The sequence below is a fragment of the Actinomadura decatromicini genome, assembly GCF_008121305.1.
Taxonomy (GTDB): Bacteria; Actinomycetota; Actinomycetes; order Streptosporangiales; family Streptosporangiaceae; genus Spirillospora; species Spirillospora syzygii.
Map to the genome: position 1 here is coordinate 248054 of NZ_VSRQ01000011.1, position 21958 is coordinate 270011.

At 74.9% G+C, this 21958-nt stretch carries 21 protein-coding genes and 1 pseudogene; 16 read left to right on the forward strand and 6 right to left on the reverse strand.

Annotated elements, in window-relative coordinates; genetic code table 11:
* Positions 1 to 12: 12 nt before the first annotated feature.
* The 3 genes from FXF68_RS38655 to FXF68_RS38665 all read right to left on the reverse strand — a co-directional run bounded on the left by FXF68_RS38655 (position 13) and on the right by FXF68_RS38665 (position 2132).
* Positions 13 to 864, reverse strand: a complete 852-nt coding sequence (locus tag FXF68_RS38655) for a 1-aminocyclopropane-1-carboxylate deaminase/D-cysteine desulfhydrase (RefSeq protein WP_148767779.1) — start codon at positions 862 to 864, stop codon at positions 13 to 15.
* A complete protein-coding gene (locus FXF68_RS38660) occupies positions 861 to 1505 on the reverse strand; it encodes an adenylate kinase family protein (RefSeq protein ID WP_148767780.1) in 645 nt (214 codons plus the stop codon). The genes FXF68_RS38655 and FXF68_RS38660 overlap by 4 nt, the downstream gene beginning before the upstream one ends.
* 72 nt (positions 1506 to 1577) lie before the next feature.
* Positions 1578 to 2132 (reverse strand): universal stress protein, encoded by a 555-nt coding sequence (locus FXF68_RS38665; protein WP_187438330.1) that lies wholly within the window; start codon positions 2130 to 2132, stop codon positions 1578 to 1580.
* 198 nt (positions 2133 to 2330) lie between these two features.
* Here FXF68_RS38665 and FXF68_RS38670 point away from each other — a divergent pair, with 198 nt between their 5' ends.
* The 10 genes from FXF68_RS38670 (at position 2331) to FXF68_RS38710 (ending at position 10915) form a co-directional block, all read left to right on the forward strand.
* Positions 2331 to 2864, forward strand: a complete 534-nt coding sequence (locus FXF68_RS38670) for an XdhC family protein (RefSeq protein WP_148767782.1) — start codon at positions 2331 to 2333, stop codon at positions 2862 to 2864.
* 169 nt (positions 2865 to 3033) lie between these two features.
* Positions 3034 to 4011, forward strand: coding sequence for a sigma-70 family RNA polymerase sigma factor (locus FXF68_RS38675; protein WP_148349017.1), 978 nt, complete (start codon positions 3034 to 3036; stop codon positions 4009 to 4011).
* Positions 4012 to 4213: 202 nt separating this feature from the next.
* Positions 4214 to 4882 carry a protocatechuate 3,4-dioxygenase subunit beta gene (gene pcaH, locus FXF68_RS38680; protein ID WP_148767783.1) on the forward strand — a complete coding sequence of 223 codons (669 nt, stop codon included), beginning with the start codon at positions 4214 to 4216 and terminating at the stop codon, positions 4880 to 4882.
* Entirely contained in the window at positions 4879 to 5445 is a 567-nt protein-coding gene (gene pcaG / locus FXF68_RS38685) for a protocatechuate 3,4-dioxygenase subunit alpha (RefSeq protein WP_425458663.1), read from the forward strand. Before pcaH ends, pcaG begins: the two co-directional genes overlap by 4 nt.
* Entirely contained in the window at positions 5435 to 6625 is a 1191-nt protein-coding gene (gene pcaB / locus FXF68_RS38690) for a 3-carboxy-cis,cis-muconate cycloisomerase (RefSeq protein ID WP_148767784.1), read from the forward strand. Before pcaG ends, pcaB begins: the two co-directional genes overlap by 11 nt.
* Positions 6622 to 7392, forward strand: coding sequence for a 3-oxoadipate enol-lactonase (gene pcaD, locus FXF68_RS38695; RefSeq protein WP_342787232.1), 771 nt, complete (start codon positions 6622 to 6624; stop codon positions 7390 to 7392). Before pcaB ends, pcaD begins: the two co-directional genes overlap by 4 nt.
* Complete coding sequence (pcaC, locus tag FXF68_RS44680; RefSeq protein ID WP_342787233.1) at positions 7389 to 7796, forward strand: 4-carboxymuconolactone decarboxylase; 408 nt, start codon at positions 7389 to 7391, stop codon at positions 7794 to 7796. Before pcaD ends, pcaC begins: the two co-directional genes overlap by 4 nt.
* Positions 7797 to 7819: 23 nt before the next feature.
* A complete protein-coding gene (locus FXF68_RS38700; protein ID WP_246179174.1) occupies positions 7820 to 8659 on the forward strand; it encodes an IclR family transcriptional regulator in 840 nt (279 codons plus the stop codon).
* Positions 8660 to 8710: 51 nt separating this feature from the next.
* Complete coding sequence (locus tag FXF68_RS38705) at positions 8711 to 9871, forward strand: 4-hydroxybenzoate 3-monooxygenase (protein WP_148767785.1); 1161 nt, start codon at positions 8711 to 8713, stop codon at positions 9869 to 9871.
* 165 nt (positions 9872 to 10036) lie between these two features.
* Positions 10037 to 10915, forward strand: coding sequence for a phosphatase PAP2 family protein (locus tag FXF68_RS38710; RefSeq protein WP_246179175.1), 879 nt, complete (start codon positions 10037 to 10039; stop codon positions 10913 to 10915).
* A 26-nt stretch (positions 10916 to 10941) separates the two neighbouring features.
* Here the strand turns inward: FXF68_RS38710 and cphA are convergent.
* Both cphA and FXF68_RS38720 read right to left on the reverse strand, forming a co-directional pair.
* Positions 10942 to 13503: pseudogene (cphA, locus tag FXF68_RS44290) on the reverse strand (cyanophycin synthetase); the annotation flags it as partial.
* Between the two features lie 2 nt (positions 13504 to 13505).
* Entirely contained in the window at positions 13506 to 14345 is an 840-nt protein-coding gene (locus FXF68_RS38720) for a cyanophycinase (RefSeq protein ID WP_148767787.1), read from the reverse strand.
* Positions 14346 to 14467: 122 nt separating this feature from the next.
* Here FXF68_RS38720 and FXF68_RS38725 point away from each other — a divergent pair, with 122 nt between their 5' ends.
* Together FXF68_RS38725 and FXF68_RS38730 are read left to right on the forward strand one after the other, a co-directional pair.
* Positions 14468 to 15133: a QsdR family transcriptional regulator gene (locus FXF68_RS38725; RefSeq protein WP_187438331.1), complete on the forward strand. Its 666-nt coding sequence runs from the start codon at positions 14468 to 14470 to the stop codon at positions 15131 to 15133.
* An 81-nt stretch (positions 15134 to 15214) separates the two neighbouring features.
* On the forward strand, positions 15215 to 16573 hold the full coding sequence (locus FXF68_RS38730) for an ABC1 kinase family protein (protein ID WP_187438332.1): 1359 nt from the start codon (positions 15215 to 15217) through the stop codon (positions 16571 to 16573).
* A gap of 16 nt (positions 16574 to 16589) precedes the next feature.
* Here FXF68_RS38730 and FXF68_RS38735 read toward each other — a convergent pair whose 3' ends face one another.
* Positions 16590 to 17435, reverse strand: a complete 846-nt coding sequence (locus FXF68_RS38735) for a siderophore-interacting protein (protein WP_148767788.1) — start codon at positions 17433 to 17435, stop codon at positions 16590 to 16592.
* A gap of 169 nt (positions 17436 to 17604) precedes the next feature.
* Between FXF68_RS38735 and FXF68_RS38740 the strand changes: the two genes are divergently transcribed.
* The 4 genes from FXF68_RS38740 to glpK form a co-directional block, all read left to right on the forward strand.
* Positions 17605 to 18069, forward strand: a complete 465-nt coding sequence (locus FXF68_RS38740) for a nuclear transport factor 2 family protein (protein ID WP_246179176.1) — start codon at positions 17605 to 17607, stop codon at positions 18067 to 18069.
* A gap of 205 nt (positions 18070 to 18274) precedes the next feature.
* Positions 18275 to 19957 (forward strand): thiamine pyrophosphate-binding protein, encoded by a 1683-nt coding sequence (locus FXF68_RS38745; RefSeq protein ID WP_148767789.1) that lies wholly within the window; start codon positions 18275 to 18277, stop codon positions 19955 to 19957.
* An 81-nt stretch (positions 19958 to 20038) separates the two neighbouring features.
* Positions 20039 to 20884 (forward strand): MIP/aquaporin family protein, encoded by an 846-nt coding sequence (locus FXF68_RS38750; RefSeq protein WP_148767790.1) that lies wholly within the window; start codon positions 20039 to 20041, stop codon positions 20882 to 20884.
* A 28-nt stretch (positions 20885 to 20912) separates the two neighbouring features.
* On the forward strand, positions 20913 to 21958 hold a 1046-nt coding region (gene glpK, locus FXF68_RS38755; protein WP_148767791.1), incomplete at its 3' end, for a glycerol kinase GlpK.

The window sequence follows — 21958 nt, forward strand, 5'->3', positions numbered from 1 at the left end:
CCCGCCCGGCGGTCAGCCGGTGATCACCGCCAGGACGCGCGTGCCCTCCGCGAACGCGCCGCGCTCGGTGAGCGCGAGGATCCCGGCCATCATCTTCGCCGTGTAGATCCGGTCGAGGACGACCCCGTGCCGCGCGGCGAAGTCGTCGGCGAACGCGTCCAGCTCCGGGGTCGTTCTGGCGTAGCCGCCGAAGTGGAAGCCGTGCTCGACGCGCCAGTCCCCGCGCCGCCCGCCGTACGCCTCGTTCTGGAGGCGCTCCACCTCGCCGTCCATGAAGCCGCCTTTCAGCACGGCGAACCCCAGCGCGCGCCCGCCCGGCGCCAGCCCCGCGGCGAGGCCCGCGAGCGTCCCGCCCGTGCCGCAGGGGACGCAGACGACGTCGTGGCCGGGGACCTCCCGGCCCAGCTCCTCGCAGCCCTTGACCGCGAGCGCGTTGCTGCCGCCCTCCGGCAGCAGGTGGAAGCCGCCCCACCGCTCGCGCAGCGCGGCGATCACGGCGGGCTCGTGCTTGCGCCGGTAGGATGCGCGGTCCAGGTAGGACAGGCGCATCCCGCACCGCTCGGCGAAGGCGAGCGTGTCGTTCAGCGGCAGCCGCTCCTCGCCCCTGATCACCCCGATGGTCGCGAACCCGAAGATCCGCCCGGCCGCCGCCGTCGCCCGGACGTGGTTGGAGTGGGCGCCGCCGAACGTCAGGACCGTCCCGGCCTCGCGCGCGGGCGCGATGTTGTGCTTGAGCTTGCGCCACTTGTTGCCGGGCAGGTCGGGGTGGAGCAGGTCGTCCCGCTTCAGGAAGAGCCGCACCCCGCGGCGGGCGGCGCGGTCGTCGGCCAGTTCCACGACCGGCGAGGACCCGGGCGGGATCACCGGGGGGCGGGGAGGCCGAGCCGGGCGCGGATGTCGCGCTGCACCTCCTCGGCGGCGGGCCGCGCGTCGACCGTGACGACGTACTCCTTGCGGCCGAACAGCTCCAGGATCGGGTCGGTCCGCTCGCGGTAGCCGCGCAGCCGCTCGGCGAGCGCCTCCTCGGTGTCGTCCTCGCGGGCGGCGAGCGCGCCGCCGCACACGTCGCAGCGCCCCTCCTCGGTCGGCCGGTCCGCGATGAGGTTGTAGTCCATCCCGCAGCGGGAGCAGAACCGGCGGGCGAGGACGCGGCGGCGGACCTCCGCGTCCGGCAGGTCCAGGTTGATCACCCCGTCGATGTCGTAGCTCTCCAGGAAGAACTCCGTCTGCCTGCGGCTGCGCGGGAAGCCGTCGATCACGAACCCGTAGTTCCAGTCGTGCTGGTCGAGCCGGTCGCGGACGATGCCCTCCACCAGGTCGTCGCCGACCAGCTCGCCGTCCGCCATGATGCGCCGCACCTGCGCGCCGAGCTTCGTGTGGCTCTTCACGTGCCAGCGGAAGATGTCGCCGACGCCGATGTGCACGATGTCGAGGTCCCGTGCGAGCAGCGCCGACTGCGTCCCCTTGCCGCTGCCGAGCGGGCCGATGATCACGTACTTGCGCATGCGGAAAGCCTATGCGGGACGTCCCGCGCCGCACGCCCGGCCACCGGGGCACGGCTACAGGGGCGCGCCCGGCTACAGGGGCAGGCGCAGGCGGCGGCCGAGGCGGCGGAACCGGGACCCGGGGACGTGCTCGGGCGACTCGCCCCGCGCGGTCAGCGACTCCAGCAGCAGGTCGAACGACGGCGGGCGGACGCACACCAGCGTCGCCCTGGCCCGCCGCGCGCAGTGCAGCCGCACCGACGGGCGCAGCAGCCGGGACAGCGCGCCCCGCGACCCGTGCCCGACGACGAGGATGTCGTCGTCGCCCGCGAGCCGCACCAGCGTCGCGCCCGGCTCGCCGACCAGCGCCAGCGCCGTCATGGCCACGCCGTCCGGCGGGCCGTCGCTGACCTCGGCGAGCAGCCGGGCGATCAGCTCCGCGCCGGAGCCGCGCAGCGCCTCGGTGATCCCGCAGCCGAGCTGCCCGGCCGCCGACACGTGCGGGGGCAGCGGCGCGGCGTGCGCGACCAGCAGCGGCAGCCGCCGCAGCCGGGCCTCGCCGATCGCCCAGGAGAGGGCGCAGCGGGCGCCCGCGGAGTCGTCCACCCCCACCACGACACGGGGGCCGCCCTCCGGTCTCGCGATCACGGTCCCTCCCGAGGCCGCCGGTTGTGTGCAGTCTAGGGTGCAGTGATACCCGCTCTCAGGGAAGTGTTTCGCGTTTCGGCGATGCCGGTTTCCGCGAAGTTTCCGTCCGGTTCCGTGATCGCCGCCCGGAACCGACGGCCGGACGGCCCGCCGCGCGGCCGCTGGACCGGCCGCCGTCCCCGGCGGCACACTTCCGGTATGGGCACACCCGGTACGGGCACGCCGCGCGCAGGCGGCGGCGCCCCGCATGAGAGCGACCCGTCCTGCGCCGTCGCGCACGGCGACGTCCGGCCGGACGCCGCCGACCGGACGCTGGTCGCGGTGTTCGCGAGCCCCGTCGCCGACCACCTGCTGCGCTACGGCGCCGACCTCGGCTACCGCACCTTCCTCGTCGACCCCGACAAGGACCGGGACGGCGCCGTCGACCTCCCGCCGCTCGACGGCACCGCCGACGTCGTCGTCACCGACCACCACCGGCCCGAGCTCGGGCCCGTCCTGCGGGACGTGCTGACCCAGCCCGTCCGCTGGGTCGGCGTCATGGGCAACCCGCGCCACCCGGCCCCGCACATCCCGGCGCTCACCGAACTCGGCGTCCCGGCGGCCGACATCGCCCGCGTGCGGCGGCCGATCGGGCTGAACATCGGCTCGAAGACCCCGGCGGAGATCGCCATCGCGGCGCTCGCCGGGCTGATCGCCGACCGCAACGGCCGTCCCGGCGGCTTCGAGTTCTGACCCGCTCCGGCCATCCCCCGGCCGGGCCGAGCGGCGGACGATCTCCCAGGTCAGCGCGTACGATGTGGGGATCGAGCGCGTTCTGTCGGTGGGTTCCCCTACCGTCGGGACCGACGGGGCCCGTCGGCGGCGCCCGTCCGAGCGACGACGCCGAACGAAGGTGACCAGCATGGCGAACAGCACCATCGAGTCAGACCGGGACTTCCAGCAGCTCGCCGATCCGTACCGGCGGGAACTGCTGGCGCACTGCTACCGGATGCTCGGCTCCATCCACGACGCGGAGGACCTCGTCCAGGAGACCTACCTGCGGGCGTGGCGCTCCTACGGGAGCTTCGAGGGGCGGTCCTCGCTGCGGACGTGGCTGTACCGGATCGCCACCAACGTGTGCCTGACCGCGATCGACCAGCGCGGCAACCGGCCCATGCCGTCCGGGCTCGGCGCGCCGAGCGACGAGCCGGAGCGCCCCGTGGTCGCCTCGCCGGAGGTGCCGTGGCTGGAGCCCGCGCCCGACACCGTCCTCGGCGCGGACGCCGCCGACCCCGCCACGATCGTCGCCGCGCGTGAGAGCACCCGCCTCGCGTTCATCGCGGCGCTCCAGCACCTGCCCGCCAAGCAGCGGGTCGTGCTCATCCTGCGGGACGTCCTGAAGTGGAAGGCGGCCGAGGTCGCCGAGCTGCTCGACACGTCCACCGCCGCGGTCAACAGCGCGCTGCAGCGGGCCCGCGCCCAGCTGGAGGAGAACGCCCCGCTGCGCGACGAGCTGGTCGAGCCGACCGACCCCGGCCAGCGCGAATTCCTCGAACGCTACGCCAAGGCGTTCGAGGACGCCGACATCGCCGGGCTCATCGAGCTGTTCAAGCAGGACGTCATCTGGGAGATGCCGCCGCACCTCGACTGGTTCGTCGGCGCGGAGAACGTCGTCCGGCTCATCGCCGTCCAGTGCGCCCCCGACCCCGGGGAGCTGCGCATGGTCCCGGCGGCGGCGAACGGGCAGCCCGCGTTCGGGCTCTACCGGCGCGGCGACGACGGCGTGCACCGCCCCTACCAGTTGCAGGTCGTCAGCCTGACGGACGGCGGCGTCTCGCACGTCTCGGCGTTCTTCGACACGACCCTGTTCCCGCTGTTCGGGCTGCCCGAGCAGGTCTGAGTCCCGCCCTCCCTTCCTTCCACTCAGCGGAAACCCGCGGGCCGCGGCGCCGCGCCCGGATGCCAGTGTGGAACCGGCGGCACGGTCCAGCGACGCCCGTGACCGGGCCGTGGTCGTCCGCCGGGAGCGGGAATGGGAGGCACATGGACAAGGTCGTGGTGGAGGCGGCGGGGGCCGCCGCCCGCATCGGAGGGATGAGCGCATGACGCATCCGCCGTACCTGTACCCGCCCTACAAGAGCACCGTGCTGCGGGCGCCCGCCCGGGAGCCGGTCATGCCGAAGCTCGGGCCGGACAGCGTCGAGCTGACCGCGCCGGTGTTCGGCCACCAGGAGCTCGGCCGCCGCGACCACGACCTCACCGTCCAGCACTCCGGCGAGCCCCTCGGCGAGCGGATCATCGTGACCGGGCGGCTGCTCGACTCCGCGGGCCGCCCGGTGCGCGGCGCGCTGGTCGAGGTCTGGCAGGCGAACGCGGCCGGACGCTACGCCCACCTCGGCGACATCCACCCCGCGCCGCTCGACCCGAACTTCACCGGCGCCGGGCGCTGCCTCACCGACGACGACGGGCGCTACCGCTTCGTCACGATCAAGCCGGGCGCTTACCCGTGGGGCAACCACCACAACGCCTGGCGGCCCGCGCACATCCACTTCTCGGTGTTCGGCACGGCGTTCACGCAGCGGCTCGTCACCCAGATGTACTTCCCGGGCGACCCGCTGTTCGCGTTCGACCCGATCTTCCAGTCGATCCCCGAGCAGAAGGACCGCGAGAAGCTGATCTCCCGCTTCGACATGGACACGACCGTCCCGGAGTGGGCGCTCGGCTACCAGTGGGACATCGTCCTCGGCGACACCCCGGTGGAGGCCCCGTGAACGCCGCGTCTCCGATCACTCCGTCCCCCGTCACGCCGTCCCAGACGGTCGGGCCGTTCTTCGGCTACGCGCTGCCCTACGACGCCGGCCCCGAGGTCGTGCCGGCCTGGCGGCCGGACGCGATCCGGGTGCGCGGCCGCGTCCTCGACGGCGCGGGCGAGCCCGTCCCCGACGCGCTGGTCGAGATCTGGCAGGCCGACGAGACCGGCGAGGTGCGCCGGCGGCCGGGCGGCCTCGTCCGGGACGGGAACGACTTCGCGGGCTTCGGCCGCTGCGGCACCGACCCGGACGGCGGCTACTGGTTCAGCACCGTGAAGCCGGGCGCGACCGGCGACGCCGCGCCCTACATCGCCGTCCTCGTCCTCGCCAGGGGCCTGCTGAAGCCGGTGTTCACCCGGCTGTACTTCCCCGAGGACGACGCCGCGCACGCGGGCGACCCGCTGCTCGGGATCGTCCCGGCGGAGCGCCGCGCGACCCTGGTCGCCGAGCGCGAGGGGGAGCGGAGGTACCGTTTCGACATCCACCTGCAAGGGGAGCGGGAGACGGTCTTCCTTGGCTTCTGACGACGACACCGGCCGCACGGCCGCGCCGGACGCGGGGCTGCTGTCGCCGGTCCGCGCCGGGACGGCGGCCGAGGCCGCGACGAGCGACCACGCCTACCTGGCCGCGATGCTGGACGCCGAGGCGGCCCTCGCCCGCGCGCAGGCGCGGCTCGGGATCATCCCCCCGGAGGCGGCCGAGGCGATCGCCGCCGCGGCCGTGCCGGAGCGGTTCGACCTCGTGGACCTCGCGCGCCGGGCGCGCGGCTCGGGCAACCCGGTCGTCCCGCTGGTCGCCGACCTGCGGGCCCTCGCCGGGGCGGCGGGCGAGCACGTCCACCGGGGCGCCACCAGCCAGGACATCGTCGACACCGGCGCGATGCTCGTCGCGTTCCGGACGCGGCGCGTCGTCGTCGCCGAGCTCGACCGGGCGCTGGAGGCGCTCGCCGGGCTCGCCGCGCGGTACCGCGACACGCCGATGCCCGCCCGCACCCTCGGCCGCCAGGCGCTCCCGACGACGTTCGGCGCGAAGGCCGCGAACTGGCTGCTCGGCTGCCTGGAGGCGCGCGGGCGGCTCACCGCCGTGATCCTGCCGGTCCAGCTCGGCGGCCCCGCCGGGACGCTCGACGCCTACGGCGCGCGGGCGTTCGACCTGGTCGCCGCGTACGCGGAGGAGACGGGCCTGGCGCGTCCCGTCCTGCCCTGGCACACCCGCCGGACCCCGGTCGCCGAGCTGGCCGGGGCGCTCGCGCTGACCGCCGGGGCGCTCGGCAAGATCGGCACCGACGTGTGGCTGCTGGCGCAGAGCGAGGTCGCCGAGGTCGCGGAGGCGGCCGGGCCCGGACGCGGCGGCTCCTCGTCGATGCCGCACAAGCGCAACCCGGCGCTGTCCGCGCTGGTCCGCTCGGCGGCGCTGCAGGTCCCGGCGCAGGCGCAGGTGGTGTACGCGGCGCTGGCCGCGCCGCACGAGCGCCCGGCGGGGGAGTGGCACGCCGAGTGGCAGCCGCTGCGCGAGTGCCTGCGGCTCACCGGCGGCGCCGCCGAGACGGCCGCCGGCCTCGTGTCCGGCCTGGAGGTGTCCGCCGAGCTGATGCGCGCCGACCTCGACGACCTGCTGGACGCGCTCGGCGGCGACCCCGGGCCCGGGGCCGCGGGCGCGCTCGTCGACCGGGCCCTCGACGCCTACCGGAGGAGCCGCGCGTGATCGCGCCGCACGCCCGTGTCGACGGCCCGGACGACGCGCCCGCCGTCGTCCTCGGACCGTCCCTCGGCACGTCCATGGACCTGTGGCTCCCGCAGCTCCCCACGCTCACGGCCGGGTGGCGCGTCCTGCGCTACGACCTGCCCGGGCACGGCGGCTCGCCGACCCCGGACGGCCCGTTCACCGTCGCCGACCTCGCCGACGCCGTCGCCCGCCTCATGGACGAGCACGGCGTCGACCGCGCCGCCTACGCGGGCGTGTCGCTCGGCGGGGCGGTCGGCGTGGAGCTCGCGCTGCGCGCCCCGGACCGGGTCGCGAGCCTCGTCCTGTGCTGCACCTCGCCGCGGTTCGGCGAGCCGGGCCCGTGGCGGGAGCGGGCCGCGCTCGTCCGCCGGGACGGCACCGAGGCCCTCGCGGAGACCGCGCCGGGCCGCTGGTTCACGCCCGGCTTCACCGGCGCGGAGCCGTACGTCGCGATGCTCCGCGCCGCCGACCGCGAGGGCTACGCGGCGTGCTGCGAAGCCCTCGCCCGGTTCGACGCAACCGACCGGCTCGGCGGGATCACCGCCCCGACGCTGGTGATCGCCGGGGCGGACGACGTCCCGACCCCGCCGCGCGGCCACGCCGACCGGCTGGTCGCGGGCATCCCGGACGCCCGGCTCACCGTCCTCGACGGCGCCGCCCACCTCGCCAACGCGGAGCGGCCGGGCCCGGTCACCGGCGCGATCGCCGCGCACCTCGACCGCACGTGGAAGGGAACCGGACGATGACCGAGCCCGGCGCCGGCGCCGACCGCCTCACCGAGGGCGAACGGCACGCGCGCGGCATGGCGACGCGCCGCGCGGTGCTCGGCGACGCCCACGTCGACCGCGCCGAGGCCCGCAAGGACGCCTTCACCGAAGACTTCCAGGACCTCATCACCCGGTACGCGTGGGGCGAGATCTGGAGCCGTCCCGGCCTCGACCGCAAGACCCGCAGCTGCATCACCCTCACCGCCATGGTCGCGGGCGGCCACCTGGAGGAGCTGGCGATGCACGTCCGGGCGGCGCTCCGCAACGGCCTCACCCCGGACGAGGTCAAAGAGGTGCTGCTCCAGTCGGCGATCTATTGTGGAGTGCCCGCCGCGAACTCGGCGTTCGCCGTCGCCCAGCGGGTACTCGCAGAGCAGGAGTGAACGCAGCCCAGGCGGAGGGCCACGTGGCAGGTGACGGCGCGGATCCGGGCGACCCCGGCGGGACGGGGCGCGCGCGGCCGGTCAGCGTGGCGGGCAAGGTGATGGCCATCCTGAACGCGTTCGCGCAGGGCGGCGGCGTCCGGCTGAACCTCAGCGAGATCTGCCGCCGCGCCGGGCTGCCCCTCGCCACCGGCCACCGGCTCGTCGGCGAGCTGGTCGCGGGCGGGTTCCTGGAGCGCGTCCCGGACGGCACCTACCGCATCGGCACCCGGCTGTGGCGGATCGGCAGCCAGGCCCCGGCCGTCACCGGCCTGCGCGAGCTGGCCCTCCCGCACATGGAGGACCTGTACGAGGCGACGCACGACAACGTGCAGCTCGGCGTCCTGCGCGACGGCCGCGTCCTGATCGTGGAGCGGCTGCGCGGCACCCGCTCGGTGCCGGTCCTGACGCAGGTCGGCGCGACGCTGCCGCTGCACGCCACCGGCGTCGGCAAGGTCCTGCTCGCCCACGCCCCGGCGGACGTCCGCGAGCGGGTGCTGCGCGGCGAGCTGCCCCGGCACTCGGCCCGCACCACCACCGACCCGGACGAGCTGCGCCGCACCCTCGACCGGATCCGCCGCGCCGGGTACGCGCTCACCCGCGACGAGATGACGCTCGGCGCGTCGTCCGTCGGCGCCCCGGTCCGGGACGGGTCGGGCGAGGTCGTCGCCGCGCTGTCGCTCGTGTCGAGCACGCGGGGCGCGGACCTGCGGCGGCTGCTGCCGCCGCTGACGACGGCGGTGCGCGCCCTGTCGAGGGACGTGGCGCAGCACTGGAACGGTCATCCCGACGTCTTCTCCGCGGAGCGGAAGACCGGCGCCTGACCCCGGGACCGGCGCGCGCGAGCGCCGCCGGGCGGAGCATGAGGAGGTTCGATGCGTACCCAGGTCGCGATCATCGGCGGCGGCCCGGCCGGACTGCTGCTGTCCCGGCTTCTGCACCTGCGGGGGATCGACTCCGTGGTGCTGGAGAGCCGCGACCGCGACTACGTCGAGCACCGGCAGCGCGCCGGGATGCTGGAGCAGGGCACGACCGACGCGCTGCGCGAATGCGGCGCGGGCGAGCGGCTCGACCGGGAGGGGCTCGTCCACCACGGGCTGGAGCTGCGGTTCGGCGGCGCGGGGCACCGGATCCCGATCACCGACCTCACCGGCCGGACGGTGACCGTCTACGCGCAGACCGAGATCGTCAAGGACCTCGTCGCGCTGCGGCTGGCCGACGGCGGCGACGTCCGGTTCGAGGCGGAGGTGGTGGGCCTGGACGCGTCCGCGCCGAGCGTCACATTCCGCAGCGGCGGTCGGACCCACACGCTGGAGTGCGACTACATCGCGGGCTGCGACGGGTTCCACGGCGTCAGCCGCCCGGCCGTGCCGGGCCTGCGGACGTTCTCGCGCGAGTACCCGTTCGCCTGGCTCGGCATCCTCGCCGACGTCCCGCCGTCCACCGAGGAGCTGATCTACGCCAACCACGACCGCGGGTTCGCGCTGCACAGCCTCCGCTCGCCCAAGGTCAGCCGCCTCTACCTCCAGGTGTCCCCGGACGAGGACGTCGCCGCCTGGCCCGACACCCGCATCTGGGACGAGCTCGCCACCCGGTTCGCCACCGACGACGGCTGGACGCTCCGCGAGGGCCCCGTGACCGACAAGTCGATCACGCCGATGCGCAGCTTCGTCGCCGAGCCGATGCGGCACGACAGGCTGTTCCTCGCGGGGGACGCGGCGCACATCGTCCCGCCGACCGGGGCGAAGGGGCTGAACCTCGCGGTGTCCGACGTGATCATCCTGGCGCGGGCGCTGGCCGAGCGGTACGCGTCCGGCTCCGAGACGCTGCTGGACGGCTACTCCGCCGCCTGCCTGCGGCGCGTCTGGCGGGCCGAGCACTTCTCCTACTGGATGACGACGCTGCTGCACACCGACCCGGCCGCGAGCACGTTCGAGCGGCGGCTCCAGCGCTCCCACCTGGAGTACGTGGCCTCCTCGGCGGCGGCCGCGACGTCCCTGGCGGAGAACTACGCAGGACTGCCCATCACCGGATGAGATGGACGTCACCCGAAATGGCAGCGTCTGAAATTCTGCCATTGCGGCAAGATCGGACTACCGTGGGCGGATGACGTTCGCCTCCCCAGCGCCGCAGGGGGCCTCCGGCCGGGCCGCGCGTTGAGCCTGCTCGACCGGCCGCGCCGGGACCCCGGGACCCCGGCCGTGCCGCGCGGACCGTCGCGTCCGCCCTGGTCGGCCCGCTTTTCGCCGGGCCGCTTTTCGCCGGCCCGCCTGTCCTGGCTGACGCGCCTGCGCCGCGCGGAGGGCGGACGGCCCCGGCCGCTCCGCGAGCTGCTGCTGATCGTCGCGCTGTTCGCCGCGTACAAGCTCGGCCGCCTGTTCGCCGCCGGGCGCGTCGGGGAGGCGTTCGGCAACGCCCGCGAGGTCTGGCACCTGGAGCGGACGCTGCGGCTGCCGTCCGAGACCGGCGTCCAGGACGGGCTGATGCAGAGCGACGTCCTCGTCCACGCGGCGAACTCCTACTACGCCTTCGTGCACTTCCCGGCGGCGGTGGCGTTCCTGCTGTGGATGTACCTGCGGCGGCCCGGCCACTACCGGTGGATCCGCCGGGTCCTCGTCGGGCTGACCACGGCGGCGCTCGGCCTGCACCTGCTCGTCCCGCTGGCGCCGCCGCGCATGCTCTCCTCGACCGGGCTGATCGACACCGCCGCGCGGTTCGGGCCCGCGGTGTACGGGGCGCCGCAGAGCGACGCGATCGCCAACCAGTACGCGGCGATGCCGTCCCTGCACATCGGGTGGGCGGCCGTCATCGCGGTCGGGCTCGTCGCCACGTCCCGGACGCGGTGGCGGTGGCTGTGGCTCGCGCACCCGGTCGTGACCGTCGCGGTCGTCGTCGCGACCGCCAACCACTACTGGCTGGACGGGATCGTCGTGCTGGCGCTGCTGTCGGTCACCGTGCTGCTGCTCCGCCCGCCCGCCTCCGAGGGCACCGCCTCCGAGGGCACCGCGTCCGACGGGGCGGGGGACTCGGGGACCACCGGCTCGGCGCCCAGCGTCTCCAGCAACTCCAGGACCGGCTGAAGCTTCTCGTACAGCAGCAGGACCGGCTCGCCGGGCGCGGCGATGTCCAGCGCCGACGCCACCGCGCCCTTCAGGTCGCCCGCCGGATGGGCCCGCACATCCGGCCTGGCCTCCCGCAGCCCCTGGACGATCAGCCGCGTCATCTCCCCGGAGCGGCGCCCGCGCAGGTCCTCGTCCTCGTAGACGACGACCCGGCCGAACGTCGCGGCGAGGGCCCGCGCGGTCTCGCCGACCAGTTCGTCGGACCGGTCGCCCGGCAGCGTGACCGCCGCGACGCCGCCGCCCCGCCACCGCCGCGCGACGAGCGCCCCGACGGCGGCGACCGCCGCCGGGTTGTGCGCGTAGTCGACCAGGACCGGGTTCTCCCCGACCTGGTAGACGCAGCCCCGCCCCGGGTTGCGGGTGTGCGGGTCGAACGTGCGCAGCGCCCGCGCGACGACGTCGACGGGGACGTCCAGCGCGCGGACGGCGGCGACGGCGGCGAGCGCGTCGGCGACGACGTGGGCCGCGTGCCCGCCGAACGACCCGGCGATGTCCTCCACGGGCAGGACGCGGGTCCTGCGGTCGCCGTGCGCCTCGGTCAGCCAGCCGTGCTCGGCGTAGTAGCCCACGCCCCCGTCGCGCAGGTGCCCGGCCAGGACGGGCGCGTCCGCCGACGGCGCGAAGTAGCGCAGCTCGGGCGCCCGCTCCCGCACCACCGGGCGCTCCGCGAGCCGCGCCGTCGCCGGGTCGGCGGCGTTGAGCACGAGGTGCCCGCCCGGCCTGACCTCCTCGGCGACCAGCGCCTTGATCTCGGCGAGGTCGTCCACGGTCTCGGTGTCGTCCATGCCGAGGTGGTCGCGGGTGACGTTGGTGACGACGGCGACGTCCGCGCGGTCGTAGCCGAGGCCGCGCCGGACGATCCCGCCGCGCGCCGTCTCCAGCACGGCCGCGTCCACCGACCGGTCGCCGAGCACCATCTCCGCCGACCGGGGCCCGGACGCGTCCGACAGGTGGACGAGCCGCCCGCCCACGTACACGCCCTCGGTGCTGGTCATGCCGGTGCGGCGGCCGTCCAGCTCCAGCATGTGCGCGATCATCCGGACGGTCGTGGTCTTCCCGTTCGTCCCCGTCACCGACACGATCGGGACCCGCGACGGCGTCCCGGCGGGGTACATGAGGTCGATGATGTCGCCCGCGACGTCGCGTCCCACGCCCTCGTGCGGGGCGAGGTGCATGCGCAGCCCCGGCGCGGCGTTGACCTCCAGGATCCCGGCCGCGCCGCGGTCGGCGGGCGGCGGCGAGGCGATGTCGGGCAGCCGCAGGTCGATGCCGCACACGTCCATCCCGACGGTCGCGGCGGCCCGCACGCACAGCTCCGCGACCTCGGGGTGCGTCTCGTCGGTGACGTCCCGGCTCGTCCCGCCGGTGGACAGGTTCGCGTTGCGGCGCAGCCACACCCGCTCCCCGTCGGCGGGCACCGACGCCGGGCCGTGGCCCTGCCGGGCGAGCAGCCCCAGCTCGGTCGGCCCGAGCGCGAGCCGGGTCAGCGGGCGGTCGTGCCCCGTGCCCCGCGCCGGGTCGGCGTTCACCCGCGCGACCAGCGCGGCGACGGTGGAGGAGCCGTCGCCGGTGACGCACGCGGCGGTCAGCTCGGCCGCCGCCACCACCCGGCCGCCGACGACGAGGACGCGGTAGTCCCTGCCCGGGATGTAGGACTCGACGAGCACCTCGCCCTCATCCCCGGCGGCGGACGCGAACGCCGCCACCACCTCCGCGGGCTCGGTCAGTTCGATGTGCACGCCCTCGCCCTGGTGCCCGGACAGCGGCTTGACCACGACCGGGCCGCCGATGTCGCGCAGCACGGCCAGCGCCTCCGCCGGGGACGCCGCGACCCGCCCCTCCGGGACGGGCACGCCCGCGTCGGCGAGGACGCGGTGCGCGAGCCGCTTGTCGCCCGCGACCTCCATCCCGATCGCGGAGGTGCCGTCGGTCATCGCCGCCCACACCGTCCGGCGGTGCCGGCCGTAGCCGAGGCGCAGCAGGTTCAGGGCGCCGACCCGGCGGACCGGGACGTCCCGGCGGCGCGCCGCCCGCGCCAGCGCGGCCGTGCTCACCCCGAGCCGCTCGCCCTCGTGCGCGGCGCGGATCCGGGCGAGGTCGGCGGAGACGTCGGGCGCCGGCCCGGCGAGCGCCCCGGTCACGGTGCGCAGCGCGAGCGCGATCAGCATCTCGACGACCGCGCTGCCGGACGGCTCGTCCCGCGGGCACTCCAGGATCACGTCGTACTCGGACGGCCCGCCCGCGCGCACCGTCCGGCCGAAGAACACCTCGCGGCCGATCAGCCCGGACAGCTCCAGCGTGACGTGCTCGGTGACGTGCCCGAAGTAGGTGCCGCGCGCCATCGCGGCGAGCAGCCCGCCGGGGCGGCCCGCCGAGCAGTGGTGCGTCCGGAGACCGGGCAGCGCGTCGACCAGCCGCTCGGCGAAGCCGGGGTGGTCGGTGGTCTCGTGCCCGGTCAGGCCCTGGAGGTCGAGCCGCGCGATCGCGACGGGACGGGCCAGGTAGACGTTCGGTCCGCTCAGGCGGCGCACGTGGTCGAGCCGCACGGCTAGTCCTCCTCCTCCGCCGGGCCGCGCATGTCGCCGAGCGCGGGGAGCTTGTCGTTCATCTGGAACGCGCAACCCGCGGGGAGCAGGTGCAGCGACACGTCGAGCATCGCCATCGGCTCGTCGTCGGAGGCGGCGTAGGCGATCGTGGACTGGCCCGCGTCCACGACGGTGACGACGCCGGTGCCGACGACGTCGAACCGCCCGTCGCCGACGACGATCGCGGTGTCCTCGTCGATGCCGACGCCGAGCAGCCGGGTGTCGAGCGCGATGCCGCTCATCAGCCGCGGCAGCCGCCCCCGCTCGTTGAAGTGCATGTCGATGAGGACGTTGTCGAGCAGCCCGAGCCCCGGCCCCACCTTCACGCTGGACGCGGCGACCTCGTGGCCGTGGCCGCCGAGGATCATCCAGTGGCCCATCGCGGTCGCGCCCGCGCTCGTCCCGGCGATGACGAGGCCCTCCTGGTCGAGCCGCCGCTGCAGCAGCTCGTTGGTCCTGGACCCGACGAGGGTCCGCAGCCGCGACTGGTCGCCGCCGCTGAACAGCACCCCGGTCGCCGTCTCCAGGGCCCGCAGCGTCGCCGCGTCGTCGGCCGCGGCCCGGCCGAGCAGCCGCAGCTCCCGCACCGAGGTCACGCCGAGCCTGCCGAACACCGCGGTGTACTCCTCGGCGACCTCCTCCGGCACCTCGGTGGCCGTCGTGACCACCACGATCCGCGCGTCCTCGCCGCCCGCCAGCTCGGCGAACGTCTCCAGGGGCCCGGACCCGCAGGTCCGGTTCTCCGCCCCACCGATGATCAGCAGCCGGCCCTTGCGTCCGGCCCCCCGCAGTTTCTGCTTCACACCTGCTGACTACCCCTGATGACCCTGTGTAGTCCACGGGTGACGGTGGGGTACCGGCCTCCCCTGCGAGGGCGGGCGCGCGTCGCTGAAACCCTTGCCGGGCCGTGTGTCATGCTGGGCGGATGAGCGGCAGCCCCGGCGCCCCGGACCCGCCCTTACGACCCCCGTCCCCGCCGTCCGCCCGCCGGCCGGGACCCGAGACCGCGGTCGCCGCGGCCTCCGCCCGCTACCTGCGCGGCGAGCCGATCGACATGTCCGCGCTGGCCGCCGAGCTGGGCGTCGGGCGCGCCACCCTGTACCGCTGGGTGGGCGGCCGCGACCGCCTCCTCGGGACGGTCCTCGCCGAGATGACCGAGCGCACCTACCGCGTCGCGGCGCGGGACGTCGGCGGCGCGGGCCCCGAGCGGATCCTCGCGGTGCTCGACCGGTTCATGCGCGCGGTCGTGGACGCCGAGCCGCTCAAGGCGTTCACCGCGCGCGAGCCGCGCCTGTTCCTCCGGCTCGCCACGATGCCCGGCGCCATCGAGGACCGGGCCGCCGACCTCCTCACCCGCGAGCTGCAGGCCGAGATCGACCGCGGGGCGCTGCGCGTCCCGCTGCCGGTCCGGACGCTCGCGCAGGCGATCGTCCGCGTCGCCGACTCGTTCATGTACGCCCACTACCTGGGCGGGAACCGGCCGGAGATCGAGCGGGCGCTGGAGGTCATCGAGCTGATGCTGCGCCCCTGCGGGACCGCCGGGCCGGACTCGCCGGGAATCTCCAGGACGTCCTGGACAGTTCTCCTCTAAGGCGGGTATTGACCATTTCGTGGCAAATCTCCGCCATGAGAGGGTGTATTGGACGCAACGTCGAACGAGGGGCGGCCGGCCGTGAACGACATCCCCCGCCGCGCGGTGACGCGGACCGCCAAGCTGGCGACCCTGCCGCTCGGCTTCGCCGGGCGCACCGCGCTCGGACTCGGCAAGCGGACGATCGGCCGTCCCGCCGAGGCCGTCGCGCTGGAGGTGCAGCGCCGCACCGCCGAGCAGCTCTTCGCCGTGCTCGGCGAGCTGAAGGGCGGCGCGATGAAGGTCGGCCAGCTCCTGTCGATCTTCGAGGCCGGGCTGCCGGAGGAGGTCGCCGGACCGTTCCGCGCCAGCCTCACCCGGCTCCAGGAGTCCGCGCCGCCGATGCCCGCCGCCACGACCCACAAGGTCCTGGCCGAGTGGCTCGGGGACGACTGGCGCGACTACTTCGACGCCTTCGACGACCGCCCGGCGGCGGCCGCGTCCATCGGGCAGGTCCACAGGGCGGTCTGGCACGACGGCCGGACGGTCGCCGTCAAGGTCCAGTACCCCGGCGCCGCCCAGGCCCTGATGAGCGACTTCAACCAGATCTCCCGGCTGAGCCGCCTGTTCACGCCGCTGTTCCCGGGCGTCGAGGTCAAGCCGGTCGTCGCCGACCTGAAGCGCCGCCTGGAGAAGGAGCTCGACTACGTCGACGAGGCCCGCGCGCAGACCGCCTTCCACGACGCCTACGCGGACGACCCCGACTTCGTCGTCCCCGCCGTGGTCGCGCAGGCGGGCAACGTCCTGATCACCGAGTGGCTGGACGGCACCCCGCTCGCCAAGGTCATCGCCGACGGCCCGCAGGACCGGCGCGACCGCGCGGGCCTGCTGCTGTTCCGCTTCCTGCTGTCCGGCCCGGCACGCTGCGAGATGATCCACATCGACCCGCACCCGGGCAACTTCCGGCTCCTGGACGACGGGCGCCTCGGCGTCCTGGACTTCGGCGGCGCCGCCCACGTCCCCGCCGAGCTGCAGTGGTCGATCGGCCGCCTGCTCCGCATCGGCACCCTCGGCGACCCGGACGAGATCGTCGACGGGCTGCGCGCGGAGGGGTTCCTCGCGCCCGACGCCGAGGTCGACCCCGAGGAGGTCGCCGACCTGGTCGGCCCGCACGCCGCCCCGTTCGCCGTGGAGCGGTTCCGCTACTCGCGGGAGTGGATGCGCGAGCAGACCGCGCGCGGGTTCGGGCTCGCCGCGGACATGCGCCCCGGCTCGCTCGCCCGCCAGTTCCGGCTGCCGCCGCAGTACCTCGCGGTCAGCCGCGCCCTGTCCGGCTGCGGCGGCGTCCTCTGCCAGCTGGAGGCCGAGGGCGCGTACCGGGCGGAGGCCGAGCGCTGGCTCCCCGGCTTCGCCGACGACGGCGGCCCCGACCTGGACGACCGGACCGAGGCCACCGCCTGACCTGCCGCCGAAAGGGTCACGCCAGGGCGCGGGCCTCTTCCTCCTCGACCGCCCGGTTCCAGTCGCGCTTGCTGGACTGCCAGCCGTCCTCGTCGCGGCCGCGCCGCCAGTAGCCGGAGATCGACAGCCGGTCCATCGGCAGGCCCCGCTCGACCCGCAGGTGCCGCCGCAGCTCCTTGACGAAGCCCGCCTCGCCGTGGACGAAGGCGTGCACGTCGTCGGACGGGAACTCCAGCCCGCGGACGGCGTCCACCAGAAGGTCGCCGACCGCGCCGCCGTTCCGGTGCAGCCAGACGATCTCCGCGTCGCCCGGCGTCGGCAGGTCCTGCTCCTCCTCCGGCCCCGCGACCTCGACGAACACGCGGACGGGCGCGCCGTCCGGGATCCGCTCCAGGGACGCGCCGATCGCGGGCAGCGCGCTCTCGTCCCCGACCAGCAGGTGCCAGCCAGCGTCCGCGCGCGGCGCGTACGCCCCGCCGGGGCCCATGAACAGGATCTCCTCGCCCGGGGTCACGCGCGCCGCCCACGGCCCGGCGAGCCCTTTGTCGCCGTGGTGGACGAAGTCGATGGTCAGCTCGCCGGCGTCGGCGTCCCACGCGCGGACGGTGTAGGTCCGGGTGGTCGGCCACTGCTCGCGCGGCAGCTCGGCGCGGACCCACTCCATGTCGAACGGCTCGGGGTAGGTGACGCCGGGCGGCGGGAACAGCAGCTTCACGTAGTGGTCGGTGAACTCGCCCGCGCCGAATCCGGCGAGGTCGGGTCCGCCGACGACCACGCGGATCATGTGCGGCGTGAGGCGCTCGGTGCGCAGCACCGTCGCCCGGTTGAGCCTGCGCCCCTTGCGCGCCGGTTCCGTCGCCATTCGGCCCTCCGCTGGTCCGGGTTCTGGTACTTAGGGAAGCCTAACCTGCAACTCGTCCGAAATGCTCCGTGAAATCGCCCACGACGCGTCCGGAACACGACGGGCGAGGCCGTGCGGCCTCGTGGCGTTACCGTCGGAAAGACGGCCCGGCGACAGGACGGTGAAACGGTTGGCGCTCATCAGGACGACGATGACGGACGAGCAGCGCAAGTCGGTGGCGCTGGAGTACCTCAAGGGCTTCGACAACGGCGGCGTGACCTCCGACGGGTCCCCGCTCCTCGACCTGTTCGCCGACGACGCGCAGGTCTACTTCCCGAAGTGGGGCCTCGCCACCGGCAAGGACGAGATCGCCCGGCTGTTCGGCGACGTCGGCGCGACGATCACCTCGATCCGGCACCACTACGCCGGGTTCAACTGGATCCTCACCGGCACCGACACGCTCGTCTGCGAGGGCACCAGCCACGGCGAGCACCGCGACGGACCGTGGCGGGCGGGCGTCCCCGAATGGGGCGCCGGCCGGTGGTGCGACGTGTTCGAGATCCGCGACTGGAGGATCCAGCGCGTGTTCATCTACCTCGACCCCGACTACGCGGGCGCCGACACCGCCCGATACCCCTGGCTGGCAGACGGGTGACATGCGGCGAGCGGCGGGCGGCCTGCGCCGGGTGACACTCCGAACAGGCGCATCTGCGATACGTTCGGGAGGCCTCGCGCGACCCCCAGCCCGTCCGCGCCGCCGGAGGAACGATGTCCGTGCCCGTCAAGCCCCCCGTCCAGTCGCCCGCCCCCGGCCGCCCCGCCCCCGGCGGCCCCGCCCGCGTGCCCGCGCCGGTCCAGCGATGAAGGTCGCGGAGGCCGTCGGGGAGGCCATCGCGCGGTTCGGCGCCGACACCGTGTTCGGCGTCGTCGGCAGCGGCAACTTCCACGTCACCAACGCGCTCGTCGCGAACGGGGCCCGGTTCGTCGCGGCCCGGCACGAGGGCGGCGCCGCCACGATGGCCGACGCGTACGCGCGGGTCGGCGGCGGCCTCGGCGTGGTGACGGTCCACCAGGGCCCCGGCCTCACCAACGCGGTCACCGGCCTCGCCGAGGCCGCGAAGAGCCGCACGCCGCTGCTGGTCGTCGCGGGCGAGGTCGCCGCCGCCGCGGTCCGCTCCAACTTCCGGATCGACCAGGCCGCGATCGCGGCGGCGGTCGGGGCCGTCCCCGAGCGGGTCCACTCGCCCGGCACCGCGCTCGCCGACGTGGCCCGCGCCTGCCGGACGGCGGTCGCCGAGCGCCGCACCGTCCTGCTCGGCCTGCCGCTCGACATCCAGGACGCCGAGCACCCCGGTGCCACGGCGGAGCAGCCGCCCGTCCCGCACCGGCCGCGCCGCGCGCAGGTGCCGCCGCTGCCGGTGCCGCCGGCGGGCGCGATCGCCCGGCTCGCGGACGCGCTGCAGGCCGCCGAGCGCCCGGTGTTCATCGCGGGGCGGGGCGCCCGGTTGAGCCGCGCCGCCGAGCCGCTCGCCGAGCTCGCCCGCCGCTGCGGTGCGCTGCCCGCGACGTCCGCCGTCGCGCGCGGCCTGTTCGCGGGCGACCCGTTCGCTCTGGACGTGTCCGGCGGCTTCGCCACCCCCGCCGCGGCCGGCCTGATCGCGGGCGCCGACCTCGTCGTCGGCTGGGGCTGCTCGCTCAACTCGTGGACGACCCGGCACGGCGCCCTCATCGGACGCGGCGCGACCGTCGTCCAGGTCGACGTGGACGCCCGCGCCCTCGGCGCGCACCGCACCGTCGACCTCGGCCTGATCGGCGACGCCGCCGAGACCGCGCGGGCCGTGGACGCCGAGCTGGAGCGGCGCGGCCACGCCTCCACCGGCTACCGCACGCCCGACGTGGCGGAGCGGCTCGTCCGCGAGGGGCGCTGGCAGGACGTCCCCTACGAGGAGGACCCGATCGGCGCGGACGGCCCCCGCATCGACCCCCGGACGCTGACGATCGCCCTCGACCGGATGCTCCCGGCCGAGCGGACCGTCGCCGTCGACTCGGGGAACTTCATGGGGTACCCGGCGATGTTCCTGGACGTCCCCGACTCCGACGCCCTCGTGTTCACCCAGGCGTTCCAGGCCGTCGGGCTCGGCCTGGCGACGGCGATCGGCGCGGCGGTGGCCCGTCCCGACCGGCTGACCGTCGCGGCGCTCGGCGACGGCGGTCTGCTGATGTCGGTCGCCGAGCTGGAGACGGCCGTCCGGCTCGGCCTCGGCCTGCTCGTGGTCGTCTACGACGACGAGGCGTACGGCGCCGAGGTGCACCACTTCGGGCCCGGCGGGCACCCGCTGGACACGGTCACCTTCCCGCCCGCCGACCTCGCCGCCGTCGCGCGCGGGTTCGGCTGCGCGGCGGCGACCGTCCGGCGCCCGGACGACCTCGGCGACGTGGCCGCCTGGCTGGACGGTCCGCGCGACCGCCCGATGCTCGTGGACGCCAAGGTCGCCCGCGGCCGGGCCGCCTGGTGGCTCGAGGAGGCGTTCCGGGGACACTGATCATGTTTCCCCGCCTTCTCCTGGGAACGATCAGCGGCACGATCGAACGTGGCCGCGGTCACACATTCCGGGGGAGGACAGATGGCGCGAGAGCAGCGGGTTCCCACGCTCGCCGCCGAGGTGTTGGCCGAGTTCGCCGGGACCCTGATCCTGATCCTCTTCGGGATCGGGGTCGTCGCGCAGGCCGTCGCCGGCAGCGGGCTCGGCGATCCGCAGAGCCTCGGCGGGCACGACAGCATCGCCTGGGCCTGGGGCATCGCGGTCACGCTCGGCGTGTACGCGTCGGCACGGCTCAGCGGCGGGCACATCAACCCGGCCGTCACCCTCGCGCTCGCGGTCTACAAGGGCTTCCCCTGGCGGAAGGTGATCCCGTTCTGGACCGCGCAGTTCCTCGGGGCGTTCGTCGCCGCGCTGATCGTCCGGTGGGACTACAACGAGATCCTCACCAAGTTCGACCCGGGCCTGACGACCAAGTCGCAGTTCGTGTTCTCCACCATGCCCGGCAACGGGTCCCTGCCGGTCGGCCTCTGGGGCGGCTTCCGGGACCAGGTGATCGGCACCGCGATCCTGCTGTTCCTCGTCCTCGCGCTCACTGACCTGCGCAACGCGCCGCCCCTCGCGAACCTGGCGCCGCTGATCATCGGGCTCATCGTCGTCGCGATCGGGATGGCGTTCGGCGCGGACGCCGGGTACGCGATCAACCCGGCCCGCGACCTCGGCCCCCGGCTCGCGCAGTACATCACCGGATACGAGACGGCCTGGCGAGATCAGTACGGGGACTTCTATTTCTGGGTCCCGATCGTGGGGCCTTTGATCGGCGGGATACTCGGAGCCGGGCTGTACATCCTGCTCATCGGGCGCAACATCCCCGAGGACGGGGAGGGCGAGGTGCCCACGAGGCCAGAGCCGGAATACGACGTTTCCTGACGGAGCACGCGCAGAAGGGGAAGAGTCCATGGCCGACTTCGTCGGGGCGCTCGACCAGGGCACCACCAGCACCCGTTTCATGGTCTTCGACCACGGCGGGAACGAGATCGCCCGCCACCAGCTCGAACACGAGCAGATCCTGCCGCGGGCGGGCTGGGTGGAGCACAATCCCACCGAGATCTGGGAGCGGACGCGCGCCGTCATCCAGACGACGCTGAACAAGGCGCACCTGGGCTACGGCGACCTCGCGGCGTTCGGCATCACCAACCAGCGCGAGACGACCGTGGTGTGGAACCGGCGGACGGGACGCCCGTACTACAACGCGATCGTCTGGCAGGACACCCGCACCGACCGCATCGCCGCCGCCCTGGAGCGCGACGGGCGCGGCGACACCATCCGGCACCGCGCCGGGCTCCCGCCCGCCACCTACTTCTCCGGCGGCAAGATCCAATGGATCATGGAGAACGTCGACGGGGTACGCGAGGCGGCCGAGAACGGCGACGCCGTGTTCGGCAACATCGACACGTGGGTGCTGTGGAATCTGACGGGCGGCGTCGACGGTGGTGTGCACGTCACCGATCCGACCAACGCCAGCCGCACCATGCTCATGGACCTGGAGACCCTCGACTGGGACGAGGAACTCCTGTCGTTCTTCGGGATCCCGCGCTCGATGCTGCCGCAGATCAAGCCGTCCTCCGCGCCCGAGCCCTATGGCGTGACGCGCCGCGACGGGCCGCTCGGCGGGGAGGTCCCGCTGACCGGCATCCTGGGCGACCAGCAGGCGGCGACGGTCGGGCAGGTGTGCTTCGCGCCGGGCGAGGCCAAGAACACCTACGGCACCGGCAACTTCCTGCTGCTCAACACGGGTGAGGAACTGGTCAGGTCCAAGGCCGGGATGCTCACGACCGTCTGCTACAAGTTCGGCGACTTCGCGCCCGTGTACGCGCTGGAGGGGTCGATCGCGGTGACGGGCTCGGCGGTGCAATGGCTGCGCGACCAACTGGGCATCATCTCCGGCGCCGCGCAAAGCGAATCGCTGGCCCGCCAGGTCGACGACAACGGCGGCGTCTACTT